Below are 24,738 nucleotides of genomic sequence, written 5' to 3' on the forward strand. Positions count from 1 at the left end.
AATGGGCTCCTCACGAGGATACGGTCTGCCCCACGCGGATGCGGCGGAAGGCCTCGCGCCGCAGGGCATGCCCCCCGGGTTGTGGGACGAAATGGGTCAGGACCTCGGACGCGCGGACCACCTCGCGCAGCCCACCCCCGGGAATGCTGCCGCTCGCTTCCGCCTGCACGAGCAGATTGCCCAGCAGGGTGGCCTCGACCGGCCCCGCGATGACCGTTCGCCCCGAGATGTCCGCGAGGAGCCCATTCAGGAAGCCGATCTGCGCGCCCCCCCCGACCACATGCAGCGTGAGGACGCGCCCGCCCGTGACCTCCTCCAGCTCGTCCAGCACCTCGGCGCAGCGGTGCGCGAGGCTTTCGAGCACGCAGCGGGTGATCTCGGCGGGCGTCTGGGGGATGGCCTGGCCGGTCTCCGCGCAATAGGCCTGAATACGCTGGGGCATGTCGAGCCCGGGGGGCAGGAAGCGCGGGTCGTCGGGATCGATCAGCGGTCCACCTTCCAGAACCCGTTCCGCGTCCCCATACAGGGTGGCGAAATCGGGGTTGCCCCACGCGCGGCGGCACTCCTGCATGGTCCACAGCCCCATGACGTTCTTCAGCAGACGGGTGGTGCCGTTCACTCCGGCCTCGTTCGTCAGGTTGTACCGCAGGGCGGTGGGGGAGAGGACGGGCCGGGGCGTCTCGACCCCTACCAGGGACCAGGTGCCGCTCGACAGGTAGGCCCAACCCTCTCCACTGGCGGGAACGGCGGCGACGGCGGAGGCGGTGTCGTGCGTCGCCGGGGCGATCACCCGCGTTCCCGCCAGACCTGTCTCGTGGGCGACTTCCGGCGTGACCTCGCCCAGCACGGTGCCGGGCGGCACAACTGTGGGAAGCAGCCCGGCGGGGATGCCCAGCGCCTCCAGTAGGGGAGCGGCCCACTCGCCCCGCCGGGGATCGTAGAGCTGGGTCGTGCTCGCGTTCGTCACCTCACCGGCCTGCCTTCCCGACAGCCAGAAGTGCAGCAGGTCCGGCACCATCAGCAGGCGGCGGGCGCGGCGCAGGATGCCGGGCGCCTGCCGTTCGTGAGCGACAAGCTGGTATGCCGTGTTGAAGGGCAGGAATTGAATGCCTGTCGCCCCGTAGATCACCTCGCGGCCCACCCGGGCCGTCACGGCCTCCATCACGCCGTCCGTCCGCCGGTCCCGGTAGTGATGGACGCCGTCGAGCAACAGGTCGTGCTCGTCCAGCAGGGCATAGTCCACCGCCCACGAATCCACGCCGACGCTATGAATGGGGCCGTGCCCGGCAGCGAGGCGCAGGCCGTGCAGGATTTCGCGCCACAGCCCCAACACGTCCCAGTACAGGCCGCCGCGCACGAGTACCCCGCCGTTCGGGAAGCGGTGCAGCACCTCCACGGCCAGCCGCCCGTCCTGAATGGTCCCCAGCGCTACCCGACCGCCGGAGGCCCCCAGGTCGATGGCGACGTGTCGCAGGGCTTCAGCGGACATAGGCGACCGGCACCCCGCCGTCCACGGTCAGGATGCCGCCCGTCGTCTTGCTCGCGGCGGGCGTGGCGAAGAAGAAGGTCGCCTCGGCGATGTCCTCGGGCAGGATGTTCAGCTTGAGGGTGTTGCGCTGGCGGTAGAACTCCTCCAGTTGATCCGGTTCAATGCCGTACGTCGCCGCGCGCTCGGCCCGCCATTTGCCGTCCCAGATGCTCGACCCCGCCAATACCCCGTCGGGCAGAACGGAATTGACCCGGATGCCGTGTGCCCCGCCCTCTTCGGCCAGGCAGCGGGCAAGGTGAACTTCGGCGGCCTTCGCGGCGCTGTACGCGGCGGCGTTCTTCCCGGCGGCGAGGGAGTTCTTGGAGCCGATGAAGACGAGGTTGCCGCCCGTGTTCTGCGCTTTCAGGACCTTGAACGCTTCTCTTGCCACGAGAAAGTACCCGGTCGACAGGATGTTCTGGTTCTTGTTCCACATCTCCAGGCTCGTGTCCTCGATGGGGGCGCTGGAGGCGATCCCGGCGTTGTTCACGACGATATCCACGCCGCCGTAGTTCAGGATGGCCTGGGTGTAGGCGTTCTGCACCTGCGCCTCATCCGTGACGTTCATGCCGACACTGATGGCGCGTTTATACCCGCGCTCACCGATGATCTCCTGAGCAACCTGCCCCCCGCCCTGGGCGTTCAGGTCGGCGATGACGATGTGGGCGCCGTCCTGCGCGAGCCGTTTGGCGATGGCCCGGCCGATCCCGCTGGCGGCCCCGGTTACCAAAGCGACATGCCCCTCCAGAACCTTCGGAGCGGGTTTCTGCGCGAGCTTGTACAGTTCCAGCGGCCAGTATTCGACGGCGTAGGACTCGGCGGCGGTCAGCGAGACGAAGCCGCCCAGCGCGCTCGCGCTCTTCATGACCTGGATGGCGCGCAGGTAGAGCTGGCGGGACACGTCCGCGCCCTGAGCGTCGGGGCCGCTGTTCACCATGCCCAGCCCGGGAATGAGGACAACCCGTGGGCTAGGGGTGAACATCACGTCCCCCTCGCCCCGGTTCGCCTCGAAATACGCCGCGTACTCGGCCTTGAAGCGTTCGACGCCTTCTTTAGCCGCCGTGATGAGCGCCTCCTTGCCCTGCTCCGGCGTCCAGTTCAGGAAGAGCGGCACCCGCTTGGTATGCACGAGGTGATCCGGGCACGCGGCGCCGACCTGCGAGAGCTGCGCCGCCGCGTTCGAGCCCACGAACTCCATCACTTCCGGGCTGCGGTCCACGTTCAGGATGACGGGCCTCGCGCCCTTCATCGCCCCGCGCAGGACGGGCAGGATTTCGGCCAGCAGGGTATTCGCCTCGTCCTCCGGCACGCTCTGCACCCGCGTCCCCCCGAACGGCTGCTCTTCCTGATGGGCGTCCAGGTACGCCTGCGCTTCCCCGATGATCCGCAGGGTGTTCTCGTAGCTGTCCTTCGATGTATCCCCCCACGTCACCAGGCCGTGCTTGCCCATCACGACCGCTTCCAGCCCCGGGTTCTGCCGCACCGCCGCGCCGATCTGCTGGCTGAGGGTGAAGCCGGGGCGGATGTAGTTCACCCACGCCGCGCGGTCCCCGTAAATCTCGCGCATGATCTCCTGCCCATTCGGGGTGCAGGCGATGGCGATGATCGCGTCAGGGTGGGTGTGGTCCACGTGCTTGGCCGGAACAAAGGCGTGCAGCAACGTCTCGATGCTCTGGCGGGGACGGCCCGGTTCGAAGATGGTGCGCTCCAGGTACGCCGTCATCTCCTCGTCCGTCATGCCCACGCGGTCGAAGAGGGGCAGCACCTCATCGAGCTTGAGCCCGGCGAAGCCCTTCTCGGTGATGGAGGCGATGTCCGAGCCCGAGCCCTTCACCCACAGCACGGTCACGTCGCGCCCGAGGTGATCTTTCTCGACGCTTTTCGTGCTCGTGTTGCCGCCGTAGATATTGACGAGGGTGCGGTCAGAACCGAGCAGGCGCGAGCGATAGGTCAGGGCGGCGAGGCCGTCACTCTGCGGAGCCTCGGCGTCGTTCCAGCGGTTCTGAACCGTGGTCTTGGGCTGCGTGGTCGTCATGGGTCCTCCGGGAAGGGGGCGAGGGGGCGGGCCGGAGACGGGCTCAGCTCTTGACGGGGAAGCCTCCGCCTGCGGCAGCCGTTCCCCGCTCGCCCGCGACATTGGCCTGGTAGCCGCTGGTGCGGTGGGCGACGATGGGGTCCTCCGGCAGGCCCTCCGAGCGGCGCCACTCGGCGAGGAGAGGGCGAACATCCGTGCGGAAGGCGTCGGTCAGGGTGCGGTAGGCCTCCAGCACGTCCCCAGCCTGTTGGGCGGCGGCGAGTCGTTCCCAGTCGATCAACAGGGCCTTTGCATACGCTTCCTGGCAGTTCAGGACGCTCTGCACCATCGCCTCCACCTTGGGCTCGATGTTGTGGCTCTGATCGATCATGTACGCGACGTTCCGCGCGGTGGTCCGGGTGAGGTTGTCGCTGCTTTGCTCCGCCGCCACGAGTTCCGCGTAGATGCAGAAGAGTTCGAAGGGGTTGGTCGTGCCCACGATCAGGTCGTCGTCCGCGTAGCGCCGCGCGTTGAAGTGAAAGCCGCCCAGCCGCCCCTCGTCGAGCAGGAACGCGACGATCTGCTCGATGTTCACGCTCTGCGCGTGGTGCCCCAGGTCCACGAGGACTTGCGCCTTGTCCCCGATGGCCAAGCAGTGCGCGTACGCCGCACCCCAGTCGAACAGGTCCGTCGCGTAGAAGGCAGGCTCGAATAGCTTGTACTCGACGAGCATCCGGGTTCCGTCGGGCAGGGCGTCGTGAACCCGTTGTAAGGCTTCCCGGACGCGCCGCTTCCTCGCCCGCAGGTCGTCTTGCCCGGCGTAGTTGGTGCCGTCCGCAAACCACAGCGAGAGGTCACGGGAGCCCGTCTGCCGCATGATCTCCACGCAGTCGAGGAGATGCGCGATGGCCCGCTCACGCACGTTCGGAACAGGGTTCCCAATGCTCCCAAGCTTGTACGGATCGTCCTGAAAGACGTTGGGGTTGATCGCGCCGATGCTCACCCCGCGCGACTCGGCGAAGCGGCGCAGTTCGGCGTAATCCTCCACCTCGTCCCAGGGGATATGCAGGGCGACGCTCGGCGCGATGCCGGTCAGGCGGTGGACCTCGGCGGCGTCCTCGATTTTCTCGTGCACATCGCGGGCCGCACCGGGGGCGGCGAAGGTCTTGAACCGCGTGCCGGAGTTGCCGTACCCCCACGAGGGCGTCTCGATGCGCTGCTGACCGAGGGCTTGGAAGAGGTCGTGGGTGTTCACACATGCTCCTTGGCAACGGTCAGGTGGACATCGGCGGCGTCGAGGGCCGCGCGGACTTCCTCGGCTGGGGGGGCGTCGGTGATGAGCACGTCCACCTGATCGAGGGTGGCGATGGTGGCGAGCGCGCGGCGGCCAAACTTGCTGGCGTCGAGCAGGGCCACGCGCGTACCCCCCGCCCGGATCAGGCTCTGCTTGGCGCCGACCTCGGGTAGGTGCGGGTCGGTAAAGCCCGTCTCGGGCGAGAAGGCCTTGGCCGAGAAGAACACCTTGTCGGGGTGCAGCCGCGACATCATCTCCATGAAAAAGGCGCCGACAAAGGAGCGGGCGGGCGCGTGGAAGTTCCCGCCGACCATGGCGAAGGGGACGCCGCTCGCCGCCAGCGCGTTCGCCGCGTCGAGGCTGGTGACGATGGCGGTGACCTGCCGGGCGTGCAGGATGCGCGCGAGGGCCAGGACCGTGGTGCTGGCGTCGAGCGCGACCACGTCCCCGTCCTGAATCAGGCTCAGGGCGGCGCGGGCGATGAGTTCCTTCGCCTCGGTGTTCTTCGCGGCGCGCAGGTGGTGGCTGAGTTCCTCGCTCGTCTTCTCCAGAATCCGGGCGCCGCCGTGAACGCGCTCCAGAAACCCCTGCTCGGCAAGGGCGTCGAGGTCGCGGCGCACCGTCATCTCATGGACGCCAAGCGCCGCCGCGAGGTCCTTGATCCTGACGACGCGCTCGGCGAGGGCGCGGCGCAGGATCAGCTCCTGGCGTTCCGCGCCCACCCTGGGGGCTTCCGTGACCATGCTGCCAATTTAACACTATTCGAACGAAAATTGACAAGCGCTTGCAATTTTTAGCGGGAGAGTGTTAGATAAACCTCAGAACCACAGCCGCAGCCCGCCGCGTACCGCCCCCGGTACGGCTCCCCACGTCCTGGAGACCCCTGTGCAGCCCACCCCCCAGCCCACGGCCCCGCTCCAACGTGTCTGCTTCCTGCTCCAGGTGAAGCCGGGGCGCCTCCCCGAGTACCGGGAACGCCACCAGGCGGTGTGGCCCGACATGCTCCAGGCCCTGCGCGAGACGGGCTGGCACAACTACTCGCTGTTCCTGCGGGACGATGGGCTGCTCGTCGGCTACTTCGAGACGCCGGACCTTCAGGCCGCATTGAGCGGAATGCAGGCCCGGGACGTGAACGCCCGCTGGCAGGCCGAGATGGCGCCCTTTTTCGAGGCCCTGGACGGAAAGAACCCCGATGAGGGCTTCCTGCGGCTGGAGGAGGTGTTTCACCTTGACTGACCCCCAGCCCATCCTCTCCCTGAGGAAGGCCAGCAAGAGCTTCGGTCCGGTGCGCGCCCTCACCGACGTGAGCCTCGACCTGTACCCCGGCGAGGCGCACGCCCTGCTGGGCGAGAACGGGGCGGGCAAGAGCACGCTGGTCAAGATTCTGGCGGGCGTTCACCGGGCCGACGGGGGCGAACTCCTCGTGGACGGTCAGCCCCGCACCTTCCACAACCCTGCCGCGGCGCGGGACGCGGGGGTCGCGGTCATCTACCAGGAACCCACGCTGTTCCCTGACCTCAGCGTGGCGGAGAACGTGCTGATGGGCCGTCAGCCCCTCGGGCCGGGCGGGCGAATCGACGTGAGGCGGATGCGGGAGGGGGTGGCGGGCATCCTGCGCGACCTGGGCGTGGCGCTTGACCCGGCGCGCGTCGTGCGCGGCCTGAGCATCGCCGACCAGCAACTCGTGGAGATCGCCAAGGCGCTGTCCCTGAACGCCCGCGTCCTGGTTATGGACGAGCCGACCGCCGCCCTCACGCTCCAGGAGACCGAGCGGCTCTTCCGGGTGGTGGGGCAACTGCGGGCGCGCGGCGCCACCATCCTCTTCATCACGCACCGATTGGAGGAGGTCTTCGCCCAGTGCCAGCGCGTGACCATCCTGCGCGACGGGGCGTGGGTGTCGTCCGGCCCCATCCGCGAGTACGACCCGGACCGGGTGGTCCGCCAGATGGTCGGGCGCCACCTCACCGACCTGTACCCGCGCGGCGAGGCGCACCCCGGCGAGACGGTGCTCGACGTGCGGCACCTCACCCAGCCCGGGCTATTCCATGACGTGAGCTTCAGCGTGCGGGCCGGGGAAATCGTGGCGCTGGCGGGTCTGGTGGGCGCAGGTCGCTCGGAGGTCGCGCGGGCCATCTTCGGGATTGACCCCCGGACGAGCGGCGAGGTGCGGGTCGGCGGGCAGGTCATCCCACCCCTCGATCCCCGCGCCGCAATGGCCGCCGGGCTTGGTCTAGTGCCCGAGGACCGCCGCCAGCAGGGCCTGGTGATGGACCTCAGCATCGAGCGCAACGCGAACCTCGCCATCCTGGGCCGATTGCGGCGCGGCCTCCTGATGGACCGCTCCGCCGAGGCACGCAACGCGAGTGACTGGACCTCGAAACTCCGGCTCAAGGCGCACCGCCTCACCGACGCCGTCAGCACCCTCTCGGGCGGCAACCAGCAGAAGGTCGTCCTCGCCAAGTGGCTCGCCACGAACCCGCGCGCCCTGATCGTGGACGAGCCCACGCGCGGGATCGACGTGGGGGCCAAGGCGGAAGTCCACCGAACGCTCGCCGAACTCGCCGCGAGCGGCCTCGCCGTCCTGATGATCTCCAGCGACCTGCCCGAGGTGCTGGGCATGGCCGACCGCATCCTGGTCATGCGCGAGGGCGAACTCGTCGGCGAGGTCGGGCACGCGGGCGCGGACGAGGAGGGCGTGATGCGCCTCGCCACCGGACAGCGGCAGGCCGTCCCGGTTGGAGGAGCGGCGTGACCACCCGGCCCCATCCCGCGACCTCCGCCTCGCCCGGCCTCATGACCCGCCTGCTGCGGGCGCGCGAACTCACGCTCGTGGCGCTGCTCGTGCTGCTGCTGGCGGTCACCGGGGCGATCAACCCCCGCTTCCTGGGCGCCCAGAGCCTGCGGGACCTGCTGCTCAACGTGGCGATCATCGCCCTCGTGGTGGTGGGGCAGACGATTGTGCTGCTGATGCGCCATGTGGACCTGAGCGTCTCCAGCGTGGTCGGCCTGACCGCCTTCCTGACGGGCTCGCTGTTCGTCGCGTACCCGGGCGTACCCGTGCCGCTGGCGATGCTCTTCGGCCTGCTCCTCGGCGCGGTCCTGGGGAGCGTCAACGGGTGGCTCGTCGCCTACGGCAAGGTTCCGGCGCTCGTCGCCACGTTGGGGACGCTGTACGTGTTCCGCGGGGTCGACTACGCCATCGTCCACGGCAGGCAGATCAACGCGGCGAACCTACCTGCCCCCTTCCTGAATTTCGCCACCGGCAGCGTTCTCGGCGTGCCCAACCTCGTGCTGCTGGTGCTCGCCTTGATGATCGGCTTCGGGATTTACCTGAACAGTTACCGGGGCGGGCGTGAGTATTACGCCATCGGCTCCAATACCGAAGCGGCCACGCTTGCGGGCGTGAACGTGAACCGCCGGACGATGACGGGCTTCATCCTCAGCGGGGCCATCGCGGGCTTCGCGGGCGTGCTGTACCTCGCGCGCTACGGGACGGTGGACGCGACGGCGGGGACGGGGCTGGAACTCCAGGTCATCGCGGCGGCGGTCGTGGGCGGCGTCAGCATCAACGGCGGCGTGGGCACACTCCTCGGGGCGGGCACCGGGGCGCTCCTGCTGGGCGTGATCGGCTCGGCGCTCGTGACGCTGCGTGCCCCCGCCTTCTACCAGCAGGCCATTCAGGGCGCGCTGCTCCTCCTCGCCATCTCCGTCGACGCGCTGCTCGCCCGGCGCACGGCCCGCCGCCTCCAGGAAGGGAGCCGCCGATGAAGCAACTCCGTGCCTCGCTGGGGTGGGAGGCGACCATCCTCGGGCTCGTCGTGCTGGCCCTGCTGGGCGGCGCCCTGCTCTCGCCCGACTTCCTGACCGCCTCCAACCTGTCCTTCCTCGTCGCCAACCTGGCCGAGGTCGCGCTGATGGCCCTCACGATGACGCTGCTCGTGATCGTCGCCGAGATCGACCTGTCAGTGGCGAGCATCCTGGGCATGTGCTCCTCGCTGCTGGGGCTGCTGTGGGCGTCGCACGTGCCCATGCCGCTCGCGCTGCTCCTGGTGCTGGGGGCCGGAGCGCTCGCGGGGGGGCTCAACGGCCTGCTCGTGACCCGGCTGGGCCTGCCCTCGCTGGCGGTGACCATCGGCACGCTGGCGCTGTACCGCGGCCTTGCGTACGCCATGCTCGGGGACCGCGCCATCGCGGACTTCCCGCAGACGTACACCAACCTGGGCTTCGGGAATATTCCAGGCACGCAGATTCCGCTCCCCATCGCCCTCTTCGTGGTCCTCGCCCTCATCACCGCCGTCGTGCTCCACGCCACCGCCTTCGGGCGCTCCCTGTACGCCATCGGCGCGAACGAGGTCGCCGCGCGCTTTGCCGGATTGCGGGTCGAGCGCGTCAAGCTCATCCTCTTCGTCCTCTCCGGCCTGATGAGCGCGCTGGCGGGCATCGTCTTTACCTTCCGCTTCTCCAGCGCCCGCGCGGACAACGGGGCCGGGCTGGAACTCAGCGTGATCGCGGCGGTGCTGCTGGGCGGCGTAAGCATCTTCGGCGGACGCGGCAGCGTGGTGGGCGCGGTGGCGGCGGTGTTCCTGATCGGCGTCATCAACGGCGCGCTGACCATCGTGGACGTGTCCAACGAAATTCTGACCATCGTGACGGGCCTGCTGCTGATCGGGTCCGTCCTCGTGCCCAACCTGCTCGCCCGGGTGCGTGCCGCCCGCGAACGCCGTGCCCTGCTCCGGCGCGAACCCGGATGACCTGACGCCCACCGCCCTCCCCCTGCCGCCCCCACTCCCCCGGAGGTTCCTATGAAGCACCGCGCACTCATCCTGTCCGCCCTCTCCGTCACGCTGGGCCTGGGGGCCGTCGCCCTCGCCCAGACGACCACCCTGAAAAAGGGCCTCAAGATCACGCTGCTGCCCAAGAACATCAACAACCCCTACAACGTGATCGAGACGAACGGCGGCCTCGCGGCGGCCAAGGAGATCGGGGCGAACGCCAAGGTGGTCGGCCCCTCCGACGCGGGCGCCACCACGCAGGTCAGCTACATCAACACCGCCATCGCGCAGCGGCAGGACGCCCTGATCCTCGCGGCGAACGACCCCAACGCGCTGCTGCCCTACCTGAAGCGGGCGATGCAATCGGGCGTCAAGGTCGTCACGATGGACTCCGACACCGCCCCCGAGGGCCGCACGCTCTTCGTGAACCAGGCGAACTCCGAGGGCATCGGGCGGGCGCAGGTGCAGCTCCTGGGCAAGCTGATCGGCTACAAGGGCGACATCGCCATCCTCTCGGCCACGCCGAACGCCACGAACCAGAACACCTGGATCAAGTGGATGCAGGAGGAGCTGAAAAAGCCCGCCTACAAGAACATGCGGCTGGTCAAGATCGCTTACGGCAACGACGACGACCAGAAGTCCTTCACCGAGATGCAGGGCCTGATCCAGGCGTACCCCAACCTGCGGGGCGTCATTTCGCCCACCACGGTCGGCATCTCCGCCGGGGCGCGCTACCTCTCCACCAGCCCGAGCAAGGGCAAGGTCGTCCTGACCGGCCTGGGCACCCCCAACCAGATGCGCCAGTTCGTCAAGGACGGCACCGTCACCGCCTTCCAGCTCTGGAATCCGGCCGACCTGGGCTACCTCGCCACCTACGCCGCCGCCGCGCTCGCCTCGGGGCAGATCACCGGCAAGCAGGGCGAGACCTTCACCGCGGGCAAGCTCGGCAAGTACACCGTCGGCAAGCAGGGCGAGATCGTGCTCGGCCCGCCCTACACCTTCGACAAGAGCAACATCGACAAGTTCAACTTCTGAATCCTGGATACGTTTACCTTCCTGCTGGCCGCCGCCGTCCACCCCGGGCGCTGGCGGCCCTTCGCACAGAGGAGTCCCATGACGACCGCGACCCCGATCCAGACCACCTCTGCCCGCACGCCGCCCGTTTCCCCCCTCAGAGTCGGCCTCTTCGGCATCGGGCTGGACACGTACTGGCCCCAGTTCCCCGGCCTGGAGGAGCGGCTGCGCGGGTACGTGGCGCGGGTGGAGGAGCGGCTCCGGCGCCCCGGCGTGGAGGTCGTGAACCTCGGCCTGATCGACACGCCTGAAAAGGCCCTCGCGGCGGGCCACGCCTTTCGCCGGGCGGACGTGGACCTGATCTTCCTGTATGTCACGACGTACGCGCTGTCCTCGACCGTGCTGCCCGTGGTGCGGCGGGCAGGGGTCCCGGTGATCGTCCTGAACCTCCAGCCGGAGGCGGCCATCGATTACGCGAGCTTCAACGCGCTGGGGGACCGCACCCGCATGACCGGCGAGTGGCTGGCCTTCTGCTCGGCCTGCCCGGTGCCCGAGATCGCCAACGTCTTTTCGCGGGCGGGCATTCCCTTCCATCAGGTGACCGGCGTGCTCGAGGGCGACCCCCAGGTGTGGGAGGAGGTGAACGCCTGGCTGGACGCGGCCCGCGTGGCGCACGTGATGGCGCACAACCGCCTGGGCCTGATGGGCCACTACTACAACGGGATGCTCGACATCTACAGCGACACGACCCTGCAAGCCGCGACCTTCGGCACCCACCTCCAGATCGTCGAAATAGACGAGTTGGCAGAGCTCCGGCGGGGCGTGACCGACGGCGAAGTGCAGGTCAAACTCCGTGAATTCGAGACCGAGTTCGACCTCCAGCCCGACTGCGACCCGGCGGAACTGGAACGCGCCGCCCGCACGTCCGTCGCCCTCGACCGCCTGGTGGAGCGGCACGGCCTGGGCTCGCTCGCCTACTTCTACGGATCTGTTCCCGGCCACGAGCACGAGGACGTGATCAGCTCGGTGATCCTGGGCTGCTCGCTGCTCACCGCGCGGGGCGTTCCGGTCGCGGGCGAGTACGAGGTCAAGAACGCCCAGGCCATGAAGATCATGGACACCCTCGGGGTGGGCGGGTCTTTCACCGAGTATTACGCGTTGGACTTCCGCGACGACGTGGTGCTGATGGGGCACGACGGCCCGGGTCATCCCCGCATCGCCCAGGGAAAAACCAAGGTGCGCCCGCTGGAGGTGTACCACGGCAAGGTCGGGCGGGGCCTCAGCGTGGAGATGTCCGTGCGGCACGGCCCCGTCACCCTGCTCTCGGTGGTGGAGGAACGGGGCGGCACCTTGAAGCTGCTCGTCGCCGAGGGGGAGTCGGTGCCCGGCCCGATTCTGGAGATCGGGAACACCAACAGCCGCTACCGCTTTCCACCCGGGGTGCGGCGCTTTGTGGACGCGTGGAACGCGCAGGGTCCCGCCCACCACTGCGCCGTCGGGGTCGGCCACGTCGCCGACCGCATCCACAAGCTCGGCGCGCTTCTGGGCCTGCAAACCGTTCAGGTCTGCTGACGGGGGAAGACGGCCTACATCCTCCTGGGGTTGGCCGTCTTGTCGGTGGTTCGTCCGGCCTTCCCGCGCCGCCGACTCTCCGTGTTGGCGGCGTTTGCTCTGTCGGTGCCTCCCCCAGAGCGGACGGCATGACTAGCCCCTGATTGGTGTGGGAGGCCGTGTGGGTGGGCCTCCCGCGTTCATGGCGCGGGCAGGGCAGGGGTCACCGGGGCCGCACCCGATCAGCCCCGAATCACGCCGCCCCGATTACGGTCTGGGCCAGACGGGCGGGAACACCTGCCCGAATCCCAGGCCAGGAGGCCCCCGCATGACCGAACTGTCCCCCGTCCGCCCCACCGTCAACCCCGCCGCCCTGCTCGAACTGCGCCTGAACCTCGCCGGACGCGCCATCACGTCCGAGGCCAGCGAGTATGGCGCCCGCCGCGCGGTCTGGAACGCCGCCGCGGACGCCTTTCCCGCCCTGATCGTCCAGCCCCTCGATGCGGGTGACGTGGCCCGCGCCGTCCGCTTCGCCCGCACCCAGCGCCTGCCCCTCGCCGTGCGGGGTGGCGGCCACAGCCCGGCAGGGTTCGGCACGGTGGACCGCGGCGTGGTCATCGACCTGTCCCTGATGCGGGCCGTTGCCGTGGAGCCCGAAACTCGCCGGGTGCGCGTCGAGGCGGGGGCGACCTGGGGCGAGGTCGCCGCCCACCTGCATCCCCATGGCCTCGCCATCACGGCGGGCGACGTACCCACCGTGGGCGTCGCGGGGCTGACCCAGGGCGGCGGGATCGGCTGGTTCGTCCGCAAGCACGGCCTGGCCCTCGACTGCCTGCGCGCGGCGGAACTCGTGACGGCGGACGGGCAGTTCCTACGGGCGAGCGCCACGGAACACCCCGACCTCTTCTGGGGCCTGCGCGGCGGCGGGGCGAACTTCGGCGTGATCACCGCCCTGGAGTTCGAGGCGCACCCGGGCGGCACGGTCTACGGCGGCATGGTCGTGTACGACGGCGCGGACGCCCGGCACGTGCTGGGCGAGTACGCCCGAATCGCGCAGGCGGCCCCCGACGACCTCTCCACCCAGGCCGTCCTGATGGCCGCGCCCCCCCTGCCCTTCGTCCCCGCCGAACTCGTGGGCCGTCCCGTCGTGATGGTGGCCGTGTGTCACAGCGGTGACCCCGCCGAAGGGGAGCGGGTGGTCGCCCCGCTGCGCCGCCTGGGCACGCCCGTCCTCGACCTGATCGGCCCGATGCCGTACCCCGCCCTGCTCCAGATGTACGCCGAGGGGGGCCAGGGCGGCCTGCGCCACTACGTCCGCGCCCAGTTCGTGCGGCGGCTGGACGCGGCCTTCCTCGACGCGCTCGTGGAGGGGGCGATGGGCGCCTTCAACCCCGGCACGCACGTTCAGCTCCGCGTCCTGGGGGGCGAACTCGCCCGCATCCCCGCCTCCGGCACCGCGTTCGCCCACCGCGACAAGGCGGGCCTGCTGATGGTCGCGCACGCCTGCCCGGCCGACCTGCCCGCCCCCGTCGCCGATCTGACCCGGCAGGCCACCGAGCACGTCTTTGCCGCCGTAAGGCCCTTCGCGGACGGCACCTACGGCAACTTCCTGGGCCTGGGCGAGGAGGACCGCACGGCGGAGGTCTACGGGGAGCGGGTCCTCGCCCGCCTGGCCGCCCTGAAGGCCCAGTACGACCCCGAAAACGTCTTCGCCCGCAACGCCAACGTGAGGCCCGGCGTCCCCGCCCTCCAACCTGCCTGAATCCTGTTCGAACGGAGCCGGGAGCTGCCCTGGGGGGCTCCCGGCTGGTCGGCGTGGTGGCTGGGCGCCTTCCTTGCTGGCTGAGCCAGGGCAGCCTGGCATTTGCGTCCCTCTCCTGAGGCGTGCTTGGACACCCTGACTGGCCTCTGGACGGCGTGCCCGCTCACCCCCACCCGGCCTCCCCCCTCAAGGGGGAGGGGCTTTTTCACCGTCTGACACGACTTTGCTGTTGCGGAAGAAATAATCTGTGCATCACTGAGCGGCAGGGGGAGAACCATCGCCCCCACATCCCCGGGCTTTTATCTCAACGAGGGACAACGCGCTTGAGCCCCTGCCTCTGTGGCTGCGCCAGGCCCTCTCCCCCCGTGGGAGAGGGCCTGGCGCAGCCAGGGGTGAGGGGGCATCCAAGCAGTGGTATCAGCCCATCAGCGCAGCCTCCAGCGCCGGAACGGCGTGGGGATCAAAGCCTGCCCACGTCCCGCCTGAAGAAGCGTATCCCCGGCACGGAGGGGGGAGAGCGCCGCTGTGCCGCTCCCATGCCTCCTCCATCTGTCAGGCCTGATCGGCCCGCTGCTCGCCCAGGAGGGTGCGCAGCACGTCGCTGATCGTCACCACGCCCAGCAGGTGGCCGTCCCCGTCGATCACGGGCAAGCCGTGGACATCGGCCTCCAGCATCCGGGTCATCGCGCTCCGCATGGGGGCGTGTTCGAGCACGTAGGTCTGGGGCAGGCGCATCAGGTCGCGCGCCGCCTTGCCCGCCAGGAAGAACTGGTCCCCCAGCACCGTATCCCCGTGGCTCGCCCCCGCCCGCTGGGCCGCCTCGCTCAGGTCGCGCTCGTGCAGCACGCCCACCAGGCGCCCCTGATCCAGCACGGGCAGCACCCGCAGCCCGCTGATCTTGAGCTTGGCGGCGGCCTCGCTCGCCGGGGCCTCCGCCGGGGTGCTGACGGTCTGGCGGGTCATGTGCCGCTCGACGGTGCCCCACTGGAGGGTGGGCGCCCGCGCCTCGGCGCGCAGCACGTCCGTCAGCGTGAGCATCCCGACGAGGTCGCCGCCCTCCTCCTCCAGCACGGGCAGACCGCCCACCCGGCGCCCCAGCATCACGTGGATGGCGCGCTCCAGCGGGTCCTCTGCTAGAGCGGTGAGGACGGGTTGACGCATGACCTCGCCCACCCGCACGCTGCCCACGCGGTGCGCGAACTGCCAGGGCGTCAGGCCCGCGTGCAGGGGGGGGAGGAAGCGCCCCACCTCTCCGCGCGTCACGATCCCCGTGAGTCGCCCCTCGTGAACGACCGGCAGGCGCCCCACGCCCAGCGTCTCCATCTTCACGACGATGTCGGCCAGGGACTCGTAGGGGCTGGCCGTGATGACCCGGGGGTGCATGGCGTCTTTGACGAGCATGGTGGTCCTCCTGCCCGCATGCTTCGCCGGGGGCATTACGGGGCCATTACCTCCCCGCCCAGCGCACCCCAAGCGAGCGGGGGGCATGACCTCCAGAACGGACCTCGCCGCGCACTTTTGCCCTCCAGGACAGCGCCTTCGCGCTTGACATGCCCCTCGATATGTCTTACTATATAAATCTGCGCGTGAGGCACTCAAGGCGAGTGCGAAAAGCCTTTCTCGCCGCGCTTTTTTTCGCAGGCCAGCCTGCCTTTTTATCACCCCCATCCCCGGCGTTGCCACTCTCGAAGACTCCGCTGGGCCGAGTCCTCTGCGGCACGGGGCACCCGAACAACAGACAGAGCCGCGCTTCTGACGGCTCTTTTGGGGTAAAGTCAGCCGGGAGACTGCGCTGGCCCTCCTCAAGAAGGATCACAACCCAGATGACAACCACGACACTGCACCGCGTGTCGGCCCTTTCCGGGGGCGCGCAGGCGGTGGTCGCAGCCGCGCGGGAGTTGCGTGAAGCCAAGCAGTTTCTGCGCGCCGGGCACCTCGTAAGGGGCGTCCAGCGCCACGAACGCGCCAAGCGCGAGCTGTACCAGGCCACCCATGCCCTCACGGGAAGCGGCCCCACGCCGACCGAATCAGGCGGAGCCCCGCTCCTCGACTCCTTTCAAGCGTTCCTGGTGGCCCTTCAGGATTTCCGGGGCGCGTACGATCGCCGCCGGGCGGACACCTCCGACGGGCACGCCACCCGCGCCCTGATCGAGGCCGAGAAGAAGGTCATCGGCGAACTGGGCCGACTCGAACACGTCCTGAACTGAAGCGGGGCAGGAGCCCCTGGCTTCCCGTCCCCCCGAGTGTTCAAATCCCTCACCAGACCCGGACTGCCCCCGCGGCCCGGAAACCAACGGAGACCAACACCATGCCGACCAAATCGAATACCAGCAACCTGCCCGCGAGCGCTTCCCCCCAGCGCACGCGCGCACCGAAAAGCGGCGGGGCGGCGGTCCTGGAGCCCGAGGTTCAGGACGAGCGCCTTGACCTGGAGCCTGCCGGGGAGCTGAGCGAGCTGGACCTCCTCATGGCGCCCGCCGAGGACGACGACGCGCTCGACCAGGACCTCGACCTGGAGGAGGCCGCGCCCGCAGTGGCGCGCGCCTTCGACGAGGAGGAGTTCGCCGAGCAGGCCGCCGCGACCGCCTACCAGGGCGACTCGCTGCGCCAGTACCTCCACGAGATCGGCCGGGTGCCGCTGCTGACCCCCGCCGAGGAGATGGACCTCGCCCGCCGCTACGAGGAGGGCGAGGAGGCCCGCAAGCGGCTGGAGGAGGAGCCCGACCTCGACGACCGGGCCCGCCGCCGCCTTCAGCGCCTGGTGCAGGACGGCGCGGACGCCAAGCAGGCCCTGACCGAGGCCAACCTGCGCCTGGTCGTGAGCCTCGCCAAGAAGTACTCGAACCGCGGCCTGGGGCTCCTTGACCTGATCCAGGAAGGCAACCAGGGCCTGATCCGCGCGGTGGAGAAGTTCGAGTACCGCCGCGGCTACAAGTTCAGCACCTACGCGACGTGGTGGATCCGCCAGTCCCTCACCCGCGCCATCGCCGACAAGTCGCGCACCATCCGCGTGCCCGTGCACATGGTCGAGACCATCAACCGGCTGTCGCGCATGACCCGCCAGATCGAGATGGAGCTGTCCCGCGAGCCCCTGCCCCAGGAGATCGCCGAGGCGATGGGTCCCGGCTGGGACGCCACCAAGGTCGAGGAGACCCAGAAGATTGGCCGCGAGCCGATCTCGTTGGAGACCCCCATCGGCGAGGAGGGCGACAGCGTCTACGGCGACTTCCTGCCCGACGAGCGCTTCTCCTCCCCGGTGCAGAACGCCTCCCAGACCCTGCTCAGCGAGGCCCTGGAGCGCGCCTTCAGCTCCCTGAACGAGCGTGAGGCGATGGTCCTCAAGCTGCGCAACGGCTTCGTGGATGGCCGCGAGCACACCCTGGAAGAGGTCGGGCAGATGCTCAGCGTTACCCGCGAGCGTGTGCGCCAGATCGAGAACAAGGCGCTGCGGAAGCTCAAGTACCAGGAAGGCCTGACCAGCGGCCTGCGCGACTTCCTGGAATAAGCCGGAGCGTTCCGGCAGAACCGCCCTCCGACCGGGGGGCGGTTTTTTGGTTTTGGAGCCGTGGGGTCCGGTAGGAGTTGGAGGGAACGGGGAGCAGAGGCAGGCTTTGATCTCCACTCAATACACCCTCTGTGGACTGGCCTGATAGCCCGCCGTCGCGTGTTGGGCGCCCCCTCACCCCTGGCTGCGCCAGGTCCTCTCCCACGAGGGGAGAGGTCAGAACAGCCCAAGGGGCAGGGGCTCAAACGCAGAGGCGAGAAGATCAACCCTCCCCCTCCAACTCGGCACAGATTGCTTGAAAATCATTACCCATTCTTCCCCTACTTGACAAAAATAATTTTCAAGAGTACGCTCCAGCCATCAACCTTTTTTCTTAGGAGTCCCCGTGACCCAAGCCGTACTTCCGCCTGTCAGCGCGGGCGGCGCTCTCGGCCGTCTTCGTCAGCAAGCCGCGCCCCTCTCCCCGACGCTTCAGCGCGTCGCCGAACACGTCATCCGTCACGCGGAAACGGTCGTCCACCAGACCATCACGGAGCTGGCGAGCAGCGCGGGCGTCAGCGAGGCCACCGTCACCCGGCTGTGCCGCAAGCTGGGCTTCGCCGGATTTCACGCCTTCAAGATCGCGCTGGCCTCGGACGTGGCGAGCCGCGAGACCGTGCCCAAGGAGGAGGGAACCCTTGACCCGACGACCCGGCTGGTGCGCCAGACCTGCCGGACCCTGGAGGACACCGCCGCGCTTGCGGACCGGGCCACGCTGGAGCGCGTGGCGGAGGCCATCGCCCGCGCGCCAAGAGTGGACCTGACCGGGCAGGGCAACAGCGGCCTGGTCGCCCAGTACTTCGCCCACCGGCTGATGCGGCTGGGGATCACGACCCTCGCCTACACCGACCCCCACGTGGCGGCCGTCAGCGTGAGCACCCTGCCGCGGGGCGGGGTCGTGATCGGCCTCTCCAGCAGCGGGAGCACCATCGACACCGTTCAGCACCTCAAGCTCGCGCAGGCGCACGGGCACCTCACCGTCGCCCTGACCCACCGGCCCAGCAGCCCCGTCACCCGCTATGCCGGAGCCGTCCTCCTCACCGCCGCGCAGGAGGACCCGCTCACCGACGCGGTGCTCGCCACCCTCTCCAGCCAGACGCTGATGCTCGAACTGCTCTACACGGCCATCCTGGCCCGCCGCCCCGAGGCCCACGCCATGCTGCGCGTGACCGCCGAGTCCGTCGTCGAGAAGAAGTATTAGCCCCCGCCGCCGCGAGGCCGCGGCGCAAAGGAGACCCCATGAAGCGCAGCCTGACCGTCCTGACCCTTGCCCTTGGCCTCTCTGCCGCTGTCAGCGCCCAGGCGCAAACCACGGAGATCACTTTCTGGACGTGGTACCTGAGCCCCAAGTTCGACGGGTACATCAAGGACACCATTGCCGCCTTCGAGAAGGCCAACCCCACCATCAAGGTCAAGTGGTTCGACAAGCAGGCCAGCATGGTGCAGGACTTCGTGGCCTCGGTGAACCTGGGCAACGCGCCCGACGTGGTCAACCTGAACATCGACGAGACTGCCAAGGCCGCCCAGAACGGCTTCCTGCGTCCGGTGGACGCGCTGACCAGCCCGGCCGTCCTCAAGGCCACCTACTACCCGCAGAGCCTGAAGAACTTCACCGTGAACGGCAAGGTCTACGCCTATCCCTGGTACGGCTCGCTGAACGAGGGCGTGCTGCTGTACAACCCCGATCTGCTGCGGCAGGCGGGCGTGAAGGCGCCGCGCAACATGTCCGAGATGCTGAACATGGTCAAGACCATCAAGGACAAGACCGGGGCTTACGCCTGGGTGCCCGCGCTCAAGGACCCGGGCGGCGCGTCCTTCCTGGGCTACTTCTTCTCGGACGGCCTGCCGATCTACAACGCGCAGGGCAAGGCGGCCTTCAACTCGCCCGCGCACGTGGCGCTGCTCCAGCGGTATGTCGACCTCTTCAAGGGCGGCTACCTGCCGGAGGACGCGCTGCGCAAGGAAGCCTTCCAGCTCGCCACCGAGCTGTACCCGCAGAACAAGGTCGCCATGATCGTGGGCGGCCCGCAGGCCCTGAACCGCATCAAGGACACCAACCCGGCCCTGTATGCCAAAACCGTGGTCACCGCCGCGCCGCTGGGCAAGGCGGGCGTGCAGACCGGCACCTCGATGGGCCTGGTGATTCCCGTCGCCAGCAAGCATCCTGCCGAGGCCGCTCGGTTCGCCGCCTTCTTCTCCAACAACGCCAATCAGGTCGCCTTCGCCAAGATCGTGCCTATCATCCCCACGACGAGTGCGGCGCAGAACGACCCCTATTTCAAAAAGGCCAGCACCGACCCCATCGCCAAGGCCACCAGCCTGATCGGGGCCTCGGGGAGACTCATCAACCCCGGCTTCAAGACTCCGGGCAACAGTGACGACCTGTACAAGAACTTCAGCGACAACATCGAGTCGGCGCTGCTGGGCAAGAAGACCGCGAAGCAGGCGCTCGACGACTCGGTGGCGTACTGGAACGCGAATATGAGCAAGTAAGCTTGACCGAGCCGTGGCCCGCCTGAACCTGGGCGGGCCTTCTGGAATTAAAGCTTAGAGGATGTTGAGTTGCGTCAGCTGAGTTGCTCTCGCTCGCTGAACCCCTCCGCCCCTTCGGGGCACCTCCCCTGAAAAGGGAGGCAAAAAGATTCCCTGGCTCCCCTTGAGGGGAGCTGTCACCGAAGGTGACTGAGGGGTTTGCTTGCAACCCCACCGAACCTGGCCCCCTCGCCCCCTCCCCACCGACGAGGATTCCTGCCCATGCGAGCCAACTGGCGTCAAACGCTGCTGTCGTACACCTTCCTGGCCCCGGCGCTGATCCTGCTGGTGGTGTTCACCTTCTACCCGCTGGCCTACGGCTCGTACCTGGGCTTTACCGAGTACGGCGGGGCCCGTTTCGCGCAGGGGCAGCCGCCACGCTGGGTGGGGCTGGAGAACTTCCGCACTCTGTGGGCCGACGATTTGTTTCGCACCTCGCTGCTCAACTCGGTGAAGTACCTGCTGGTGGTGCCCGCGCTGCAACTGGCCTCTCTGGCGGTCGCATCGCTGGTCAACAATTCGCTGCCCGGGATGGCCTTTTTCCGGGCGGCCTACTATGTCCCGGTGGTGACTTCCATCTCGCTGGCCGCCGTGATGTGGGAGTGGGTCTACAACAAGGACGGCACCCTGAACTGGGTGCTGGGCTTTCTCCACCTGCTGCCTGCGGGCGGGGCCTTCGGCTGGCTCAACAACGAGAACACCGCCTTCTGGGCCGTCATGCTGGTGACTTTCTGGCGGGGCTTCGGCTACTACATGGTGCTGTACCTGGCGGGGCTCCAGAACATCCCGTCCGAGCTGGAGGAGGCGGCGGTGCTGGACGGGGCTTCGGCCTGGCAGCGCTTTTGGCGCATCACCGTTCCGCTCATGAGGCCCACCATTCTGCTGTGCTCGCTGCTCTCCACCATCGCCGCGCTGCGGGTGTTGGAGGAGGTGCTCGTGCTCACGAACGGTGGGCCGCTGAACTCGACCTACACCGCCCTCATGTACGTGTACTTCAAGGCCTTCCAGGGCTTCAACTTCGACTACGGCCTCGCCAGCGCCGCTGGGCTGGTCGTGGCGGTGGTCGCGCTGGCGTTGTCGGTGGTCAACTTCCGGCTGTTCCGGGACAGCAGCGGGGAGGGCGGATGAGCGCGGTGAGCCGGACCGCGGTGCCCCGCGCGCTGCCGCGGCGCCGCACCCGCACCCGGGCCGCGCGGCACTTGGGGCGCTACGTGCTGCTGGTGCTCATCCTGCTGTTCGCCGTCTTTCCCTTCCTGTGGACCCTGGCGATTGCCCTGACCGATAAGCGGGCGGGCGGTTCCATCTACGACTTTCCGGCGAGCCTCTTTCCGCGCGCCCTGACGCTGAACAATTTTCAGCAGGTCTACCAGACCTTCGGGCTGGGGCAGTACGTCTGGAACAGCATCTCCATCACGGCGATGACCATCGTGGGCACGCTGGTCGTCTCGGCGTTGGCGGCCTACCCGCTGGCGCGCTTCCGCTTTCCCGGGCGCAACCTGATCTTCGCAGTGATCGTCGCCACGCTGGTGCTGCCGGGCGAGACCACCTTCATCGTCAACACGCTGACCCTGCAAAAGCTGCACCTGCTGGGCACGCACCTGGGCGTCGTGATCCCGACCATCGCCGGGGCCTTCGGCATCTTCCTGATGCGCCAGGCCTTCCTGGCGATTCCGCAGTCCCTCCTGGAGGCGGCGCGGCTCGACGGCGCGAATGAACTGACCATCCTGACCCGGATCATGCTGCCCCTGACGAGGCCGAGCCTGGCTGCGTTGGGCATCTTCACGCTGGTGGGCAGTTGGAACGCCTACTTCTGGCCCATGCTGGTGCTCTCGGCCGCGCCCGACAAGGTGCCCCTCAGCGTGGCCGTCCTCAAGCTCAAGGGCCAGTTCAACTACGACCCCTTCAACATCGCCGCCGGGTCGCTGATCATGATGCTGCCCGTGCTGCTGGTGTTTCTCCTCGCGCAGCGCCTCTTCATGCGCGGGATGGAGGGGGCGGTCAAGTGAACCCAGCCCGCGCCCTGATCGTCGACCTGCCCGGCCCCGACCTCACGCTGGAGGAAGGCCGTTTTCTGGCCCGCCACTCCTTCGGTGGCGTGTGCCTCTTCGCCCGCAACATCACGACGCCGGAACGCACAGCACGGCTGGTGCGCGACCTCCGCGACGCGCTGGGGCACGACGCTCTGGTCGCCACCGACCAGGAGGGCGGCGCCGTGCTGCGGCGGCTGGACGTGCCGCATCCCCCCACACCGATGGGTCTGGGTGCGCTGCGGGACCCGGAGGCTGCCAGGGAAGCCGGGGCAGTCGCGGCGCGTGGCCTCCTCGACCTCGGCATCAACTGGAACTTCGCGCCCAGCCTGGACGTGAACGTCAATCCCGGGAATCCGGTCATCGGGGAGCGGTCTTTCGGAAGTGACCCGGCCCTGGTGGCGGAACTTGGCGTCGCATGGGCGCTCGGGAGTGAGGCGGCGGGCGTGATGAGTGCCGTCAAGCACTTCCCGGGGCACGGGGACACGCAGGTGGACAGTCACCTCGACCTTCCCACCGTGAACAAGTCGCGGGAGGCGCTGGAGGCGTGTGAATGGCTCCCCTTCCGCGCGGCGGTGCGGGCCGGAGTGGGCAGCGTGATGACCGCCCACATTCTCTACCCGGCGCTGGATGGGGAACGCCCGGCAACCTTGTCCCCAGCCGTGCTGACGGGATTGCTGCGGGGCGAGTGGGGGTATGACGGCGTGGTCGTGACGGACGCGATGGACATGCGCGCCATCGCCGACCGCTACCCGGGGGGAGTGGGGGCGCCGCTGACCCTCACGGCGGGGGCGGACGCCGTTCTGGTGTGCGGGCACGGCGAGCTGACTCCACACGCCGAACATCTGAACGCTGTCGAGCGTGCCCTGCGGGACGGGACGTTGGCCGAAGACCGGCTCCAGGAGGCGCTGACTCGCCTGGCCTCTGCTGCTCGACGTTTTCCAGGCACACCCCGCCCCTATACCGCCGCCGAGCGCGAACGGGACGGGGCGCAGGTGCGGGCGTGGGCGCGGGCGAGCGTGACAAGGGTGGGTCAGGTCCCCCGTCTCTCCCCCGACGCCGAGGTGCTGCTCCTCACCCCCGACCAACCCGGGGTCGGTGGCCCTTATGGGGACAGCCTGGGTGGCGACGAGCTTGCCGCAACCCTGCGCGCGTATTTCCCCCGTCTGAGGCACGCCAATTACAGCCCGACCGACGCGCGTGCGGCACGGGCACTCCTGGACGAGTTTCCGGGTGCCCCGGCCCTCCTGGCGACCCCTACCCGTTGGAACCTCACGCCCGTACAGAAGGAGCTGGCTGGGCTGCTCCCGGCACGCGGCGGCATCCACCTGGCCCTGTGGAACCCGGAACATGCCCGCGCCCTGCCCCTCCCCGCGCTCGTCAGCTACGGCTTCCGGCCCGCCCACCTCGCGGCGGTGGCGCAGGCCCTCATTACTGGGGAGGCGCCGGGAGTTCTGCCCCTCGCGGCGCCCGAAGTGGTGTAGAGCGTGCAGGCCAGCACGCGGCGGGCGTGGATCGTCTGACAGTTTTCGGGTTGAACCCTGGGGGTGGCAAGTGCGTGCTGGAGGACATTTCATCCCGCTTGTTCTCCACAGGCGAGCGGTCATTCTCACCTCCCGGCACGGCGGTTCGAGCCGCGGGTGGGCTGCTGCGCGCCCCTTGGGTCCCCACGCCTGAGGCCCGGCGCCTTGACACCCACGGCAGCGAACAGGCCCAAGCTGAGAGTTCGGCGACGGAGTACCCCGGACCCCGGGACGGTCGGGTTCACCCCTCGGCACATTCTGGTGATGGGAGAGACTGATGACGGAGCAGCACAACCGCCACGCCTGGAACGCCATTGCCGCCCTGGGGGAGAGTCCTTACGCCCGCCCGGTCACGCCCGAGACTGTGGCTGCCGCCCGGCGCGGCGAGTGGACGGTCATGCTCACGGACACCAAACCGCTTCCCCGGGCCTGGCTGCCCGACGTGCGCGGGCTGGATCTCCTCTGCCTCGCCTCGGGAGGTGGGCAGCAGGGTCCCATCCTCGCTGCCGCTGGCGCCAACGTCACCGTGTTCGACCTCTCCGAGGGGCAGCTTGCCCTCGACCGGGAGGTCGCGGACCGCGAGGGCCTCTCCCTCCGTCTGATGCAGGGCAGCATGACCGACCTGTCCGCCTTCGGAGATGGGAGCTTCGACGTGATCGTGCACCCGGTGTCCAACGTGTTCGTGTCCGACGTGCGGCCCGTGTGGCGGGAGGCGTACCGGGTGCTGCGTCCCGGGGGCAGCCTGCTGGTGGGCTTTCTCAATCCGGCCATGTTCATCTTCGACCTGGACCATCTGGACGAGACGGGGGAGCTGCGTGTGCGTTACCCCCTGCCTTACGTGGAAGAGGCGCACCTGTCCCCCGAGCGGCTGGAGATGTACCAGCGCGAAGGCAGGCCGCTACATTTCAGCCACAGCCTCACCGAGCAGATCGCGGGCCAGCTTGAGGCGGGGTTCCTGATCGCCGGGTTGTACGAGGACGACCACGGGATGAATGGCGATTTGGTGTCGAGTTATCTGCCGACTCAACTCGCCACTCGGGCTGTGAAAGTATGACCTGGGGCAGGCGGGAGCGAAGCGCCGCGGCTCGCTTGCCTGTGGAGGATCAGCGGTAGGGGCTGCCTCCCGGAACGCACTCCCCACCGCCAAGGTTCAACCTGCAACGTGTCAAGTGACCCA

Annotated in this window: 20 protein-coding genes; 15 read left to right on the forward strand and 5 right to left on the reverse strand. The window is 68.8% G+C overall.

The window, feature by feature from the left end:
- Positions 1 to 10: 10 nt before the first annotated feature.
- From DAERI_RS11500 to DAERI_RS11515, 4 genes are read right to left on the reverse strand one after another with little or no spacing between them, the layout of a single operon-like run.
- Positions 11 to 1,489, reverse strand: coding sequence for a rhamnulokinase (locus DAERI_RS11500; RefSeq protein ID WP_103129567.1), 1,479 nt, complete (start codon positions 1,487 to 1,489; stop codon positions 11 to 13).
- Positions 1,479 to 3,563, reverse strand: a complete 2,085-nt coding sequence (locus DAERI_RS11505; RefSeq protein ID WP_103129568.1) for a bifunctional aldolase/short-chain dehydrogenase — start codon at positions 3,561 to 3,563, stop codon at positions 1,479 to 1,481. The genes DAERI_RS11500 and DAERI_RS11505 overlap by 11 nt, the downstream gene beginning before the upstream one ends.
- Positions 3,564 to 3,606: 43 nt before the next feature.
- Positions 3,607 to 4,797: an L-rhamnose isomerase gene (gene rhaI, locus DAERI_RS11510; RefSeq protein WP_103129569.1), complete on the reverse strand. Its 1,191-nt coding sequence runs from the start codon at positions 4,795 to 4,797 to the stop codon at positions 3,607 to 3,609.
- Positions 4,794 to 5,579 (reverse strand): DeoR/GlpR family DNA-binding transcription regulator, encoded by a 786-nt coding sequence (locus tag DAERI_RS11515; RefSeq protein ID WP_103129570.1) that lies wholly within the window; start codon positions 5,577 to 5,579, stop codon positions 4,794 to 4,796. The genes rhaI and DAERI_RS11515 overlap by 4 nt, the downstream gene beginning before the upstream one ends.
- Positions 5,580 to 5,721: 142 nt before the next feature.
- On the opposite strand from DAERI_RS11515, the gene DAERI_RS11520 reads away from it, so the two are divergent.
- The 7 genes from DAERI_RS11520 (at position 5,722) to DAERI_RS11550 (ending at position 13,935) form a co-directional block, all read left to right on the forward strand.
- Positions 5,722 to 6,072: an L-rhamnose mutarotase gene (locus tag DAERI_RS11520; RefSeq protein ID WP_103129571.1), complete on the forward strand. Its 351-nt coding sequence runs from the start codon at positions 5,722 to 5,724 to the stop codon at positions 6,070 to 6,072.
- On the forward strand, positions 6,065 to 7,588 hold the full coding sequence (locus DAERI_RS11525) for a sugar ABC transporter ATP-binding protein (RefSeq protein WP_235610351.1): 1,524 nt from the start codon (positions 6,065 to 6,067) through the stop codon (positions 7,586 to 7,588). The genes DAERI_RS11520 and DAERI_RS11525 overlap by 8 nt, the downstream gene beginning before the upstream one ends.
- A complete protein-coding gene (locus DAERI_RS11530) occupies positions 7,585 to 8,604 on the forward strand; it encodes an ABC transporter permease (protein WP_235610352.1) in 1,020 nt (339 codons plus the stop codon). Before DAERI_RS11525 ends, DAERI_RS11530 begins: the two co-directional genes overlap by 4 nt.
- Positions 8,601 to 9,587, forward strand: a complete 987-nt coding sequence (locus tag DAERI_RS11535) for an ABC transporter permease (protein WP_103129573.1) — start codon at positions 8,601 to 8,603, stop codon at positions 9,585 to 9,587. Before DAERI_RS11530 ends, DAERI_RS11535 begins: the two co-directional genes overlap by 4 nt.
- A 51-nt stretch (positions 9,588 to 9,638) precedes the next feature.
- A complete protein-coding gene (rhaS, locus tag DAERI_RS11540) occupies positions 9,639 to 10,643 on the forward strand; it encodes a rhamnose ABC transporter substrate-binding protein (protein WP_103129574.1) in 1,005 nt (334 codons plus the stop codon).
- A gap of 78 nt (positions 10,644 to 10,721) precedes the next feature.
- Complete coding sequence (locus tag DAERI_RS11545; protein WP_103129575.1) at positions 10,722 to 12,194, forward strand: arabinose isomerase; 1,473 nt, start codon at positions 10,722 to 10,724, stop codon at positions 12,192 to 12,194.
- A gap of 307 nt (positions 12,195 to 12,501) precedes the next feature.
- Positions 12,502 to 13,935 carry an FAD-binding oxidoreductase gene (locus DAERI_RS11550; RefSeq protein WP_165794180.1) on the forward strand — a complete coding sequence of 478 codons (1,434 nt, stop codon included), beginning with the start codon at positions 12,502 to 12,504 and terminating at the stop codon, positions 13,933 to 13,935.
- Positions 13,936 to 14,487: 552 nt separating this feature from the next.
- Here the strand turns inward: DAERI_RS11550 and DAERI_RS11555 are convergent.
- Positions 14,488 to 15,336 carry a CBS domain-containing protein gene (locus DAERI_RS11555; RefSeq protein WP_165794181.1) on the reverse strand — a complete coding sequence of 283 codons (849 nt, stop codon included), beginning with the start codon at positions 15,334 to 15,336 and terminating at the stop codon, positions 14,488 to 14,490.
- Between the two features lie 422 nt (positions 15,337 to 15,758).
- Between DAERI_RS11555 and DAERI_RS11560 the strand changes: the two genes are divergently transcribed.
- The 8 genes from DAERI_RS11560 (at position 15,759) to DAERI_RS11595 (ending at position 24,615) form a co-directional block, all read left to right on the forward strand.
- Positions 15,759 to 16,142: a hypothetical protein gene (locus tag DAERI_RS11560; protein WP_103129578.1), complete on the forward strand. Its 384-nt coding sequence runs from the start codon at positions 15,759 to 15,761 to the stop codon at positions 16,140 to 16,142.
- 101 nt (positions 16,143 to 16,243) lie between these two features.
- Positions 16,244 to 17,440, forward strand: a complete 1,197-nt coding sequence (locus tag DAERI_RS11565) for a sigma-70 family RNA polymerase sigma factor (protein ID WP_103129579.1) — start codon at positions 16,244 to 16,246, stop codon at positions 17,438 to 17,440.
- Positions 17,441 to 17,825: 385 nt separating this feature from the next.
- The gene (locus DAERI_RS11570) at positions 17,826 to 18,680 is read left to right on the forward strand and encodes a MurR/RpiR family transcriptional regulator (RefSeq protein ID WP_103129580.1); all 855 of its coding nucleotides are present in this window, start codon (positions 17,826 to 17,828) and stop codon (positions 18,678 to 18,680) included.
- A gap of 38 nt (positions 18,681 to 18,718) precedes the next feature.
- A complete protein-coding gene (locus tag DAERI_RS11575) occupies positions 18,719 to 19,972 on the forward strand; it encodes an ABC transporter substrate-binding protein (protein WP_103129581.1) in 1,254 nt (417 codons plus the stop codon).
- 261 nt (positions 19,973 to 20,233) lie between these two features.
- Positions 20,234 to 21,139 carry a carbohydrate ABC transporter permease gene (locus tag DAERI_RS11580; protein ID WP_103129582.1) on the forward strand — a complete coding sequence of 302 codons (906 nt, stop codon included), beginning with the start codon at positions 20,234 to 20,236 and terminating at the stop codon, positions 21,137 to 21,139.
- Positions 21,136 to 22,017 carry a carbohydrate ABC transporter permease gene (locus DAERI_RS11585; RefSeq protein ID WP_103129583.1) on the forward strand — a complete coding sequence of 294 codons (882 nt, stop codon included), beginning with the start codon at positions 21,136 to 21,138 and terminating at the stop codon, positions 22,015 to 22,017. The genes DAERI_RS11580 and DAERI_RS11585 overlap by 4 nt, the downstream gene beginning before the upstream one ends.
- On the forward strand, positions 22,014 to 23,522 hold the full coding sequence (locus tag DAERI_RS11590) for a glycoside hydrolase family 3 N-terminal domain-containing protein (RefSeq protein ID WP_103129584.1): 1,509 nt from the start codon (positions 22,014 to 22,016) through the stop codon (positions 23,520 to 23,522). Before DAERI_RS11585 ends, DAERI_RS11590 begins: the two co-directional genes overlap by 4 nt.
- Positions 23,523 to 23,838: 316 nt before the next feature.
- A complete protein-coding gene (locus DAERI_RS11595) occupies positions 23,839 to 24,615 on the forward strand; it encodes a class I SAM-dependent methyltransferase (RefSeq protein WP_201262745.1) in 777 nt (258 codons plus the stop codon).
- Positions 24,616 to 24,738: the final 123 nt, after the last annotated feature.

Origin of the sequence: Deinococcus aerius (assembly GCF_002897375.1) — a bacterium.
Taxonomy (GTDB): Bacteria; Deinococcota; Deinococci; order Deinococcales; family Deinococcaceae; genus Deinococcus; species Deinococcus aerius.

Bases quoted from the DNA above. Each gene is read 5' to 3' on its own strand.
- DAERI_RS11500 (WP_103129567.1), bottom strand. From the start codon at position 1,489: ATGTCCGCTGAAGCCCTGCGACACGTCGCCATCGACCTGGGGGCCTCC.
- DAERI_RS11505 (WP_103129568.1), bottom strand. From the start codon at position 3,563: ATGACGACCACGCAGCCCAAGACCACGGTTCAGAACCGCTGGAACGAC.
- DAERI_RS11515 (WP_103129570.1), bottom strand. From the start codon at position 5,579: ATGGTCACGGAAGCCCCCAGGGTGGGCGCGGAACGCCAGGAGCTGATC.
- DAERI_RS11535 (WP_103129573.1), top strand. From the start codon at position 8,601: ATGAAGCAACTCCGTGCCTCGCTGGGGTGGGAGGCGACCATCCTCGGG.
- rhaS (WP_103129574.1), top strand. From the start codon at position 9,639: ATGAAGCACCGCGCACTCATCCTGTCCGCCCTCTCCGTCACGCTGGGC.
- DAERI_RS11545 (WP_103129575.1), top strand. From the start codon at position 10,722: ATGACGACCGCGACCCCGATCCAGACCACCTCTGCCCGCACGCCGCCC.
- DAERI_RS11550 (WP_165794180.1), top strand. From the start codon at position 12,502: ATGACCGAACTGTCCCCCGTCCGCCCCACCGTCAACCCCGCCGCCCTG.
- DAERI_RS11555 (WP_165794181.1), bottom strand. From the start codon at position 15,336: ATGCTCGTCAAAGACGCCATGCACCCCCGGGTCATCACGGCCAGCCCC.
- DAERI_RS11560 (WP_103129578.1), top strand. From the start codon at position 15,759: ATGACAACCACGACACTGCACCGCGTGTCGGCCCTTTCCGGGGGCGCG.
- DAERI_RS11565 (WP_103129579.1), top strand. From the start codon at position 16,244: ATGCCGACCAAATCGAATACCAGCAACCTGCCCGCGAGCGCTTCCCCC.
- DAERI_RS11575 (WP_103129581.1), top strand. From the start codon at position 18,719: ATGAAGCGCAGCCTGACCGTCCTGACCCTTGCCCTTGGCCTCTCTGCC.
- DAERI_RS11580 (WP_103129582.1), top strand. From the start codon at position 20,234: ATGCGAGCCAACTGGCGTCAAACGCTGCTGTCGTACACCTTCCTGGCC.
- DAERI_RS11585 (WP_103129583.1), top strand. From the start codon at position 21,136: ATGAGCGCGGTGAGCCGGACCGCGGTGCCCCGCGCGCTGCCGCGGCGC.
- DAERI_RS11595 (WP_201262745.1), top strand. From the start codon at position 23,839: ATGACGGAGCAGCACAACCGCCACGCCTGGAACGCCATTGCCGCCCTG.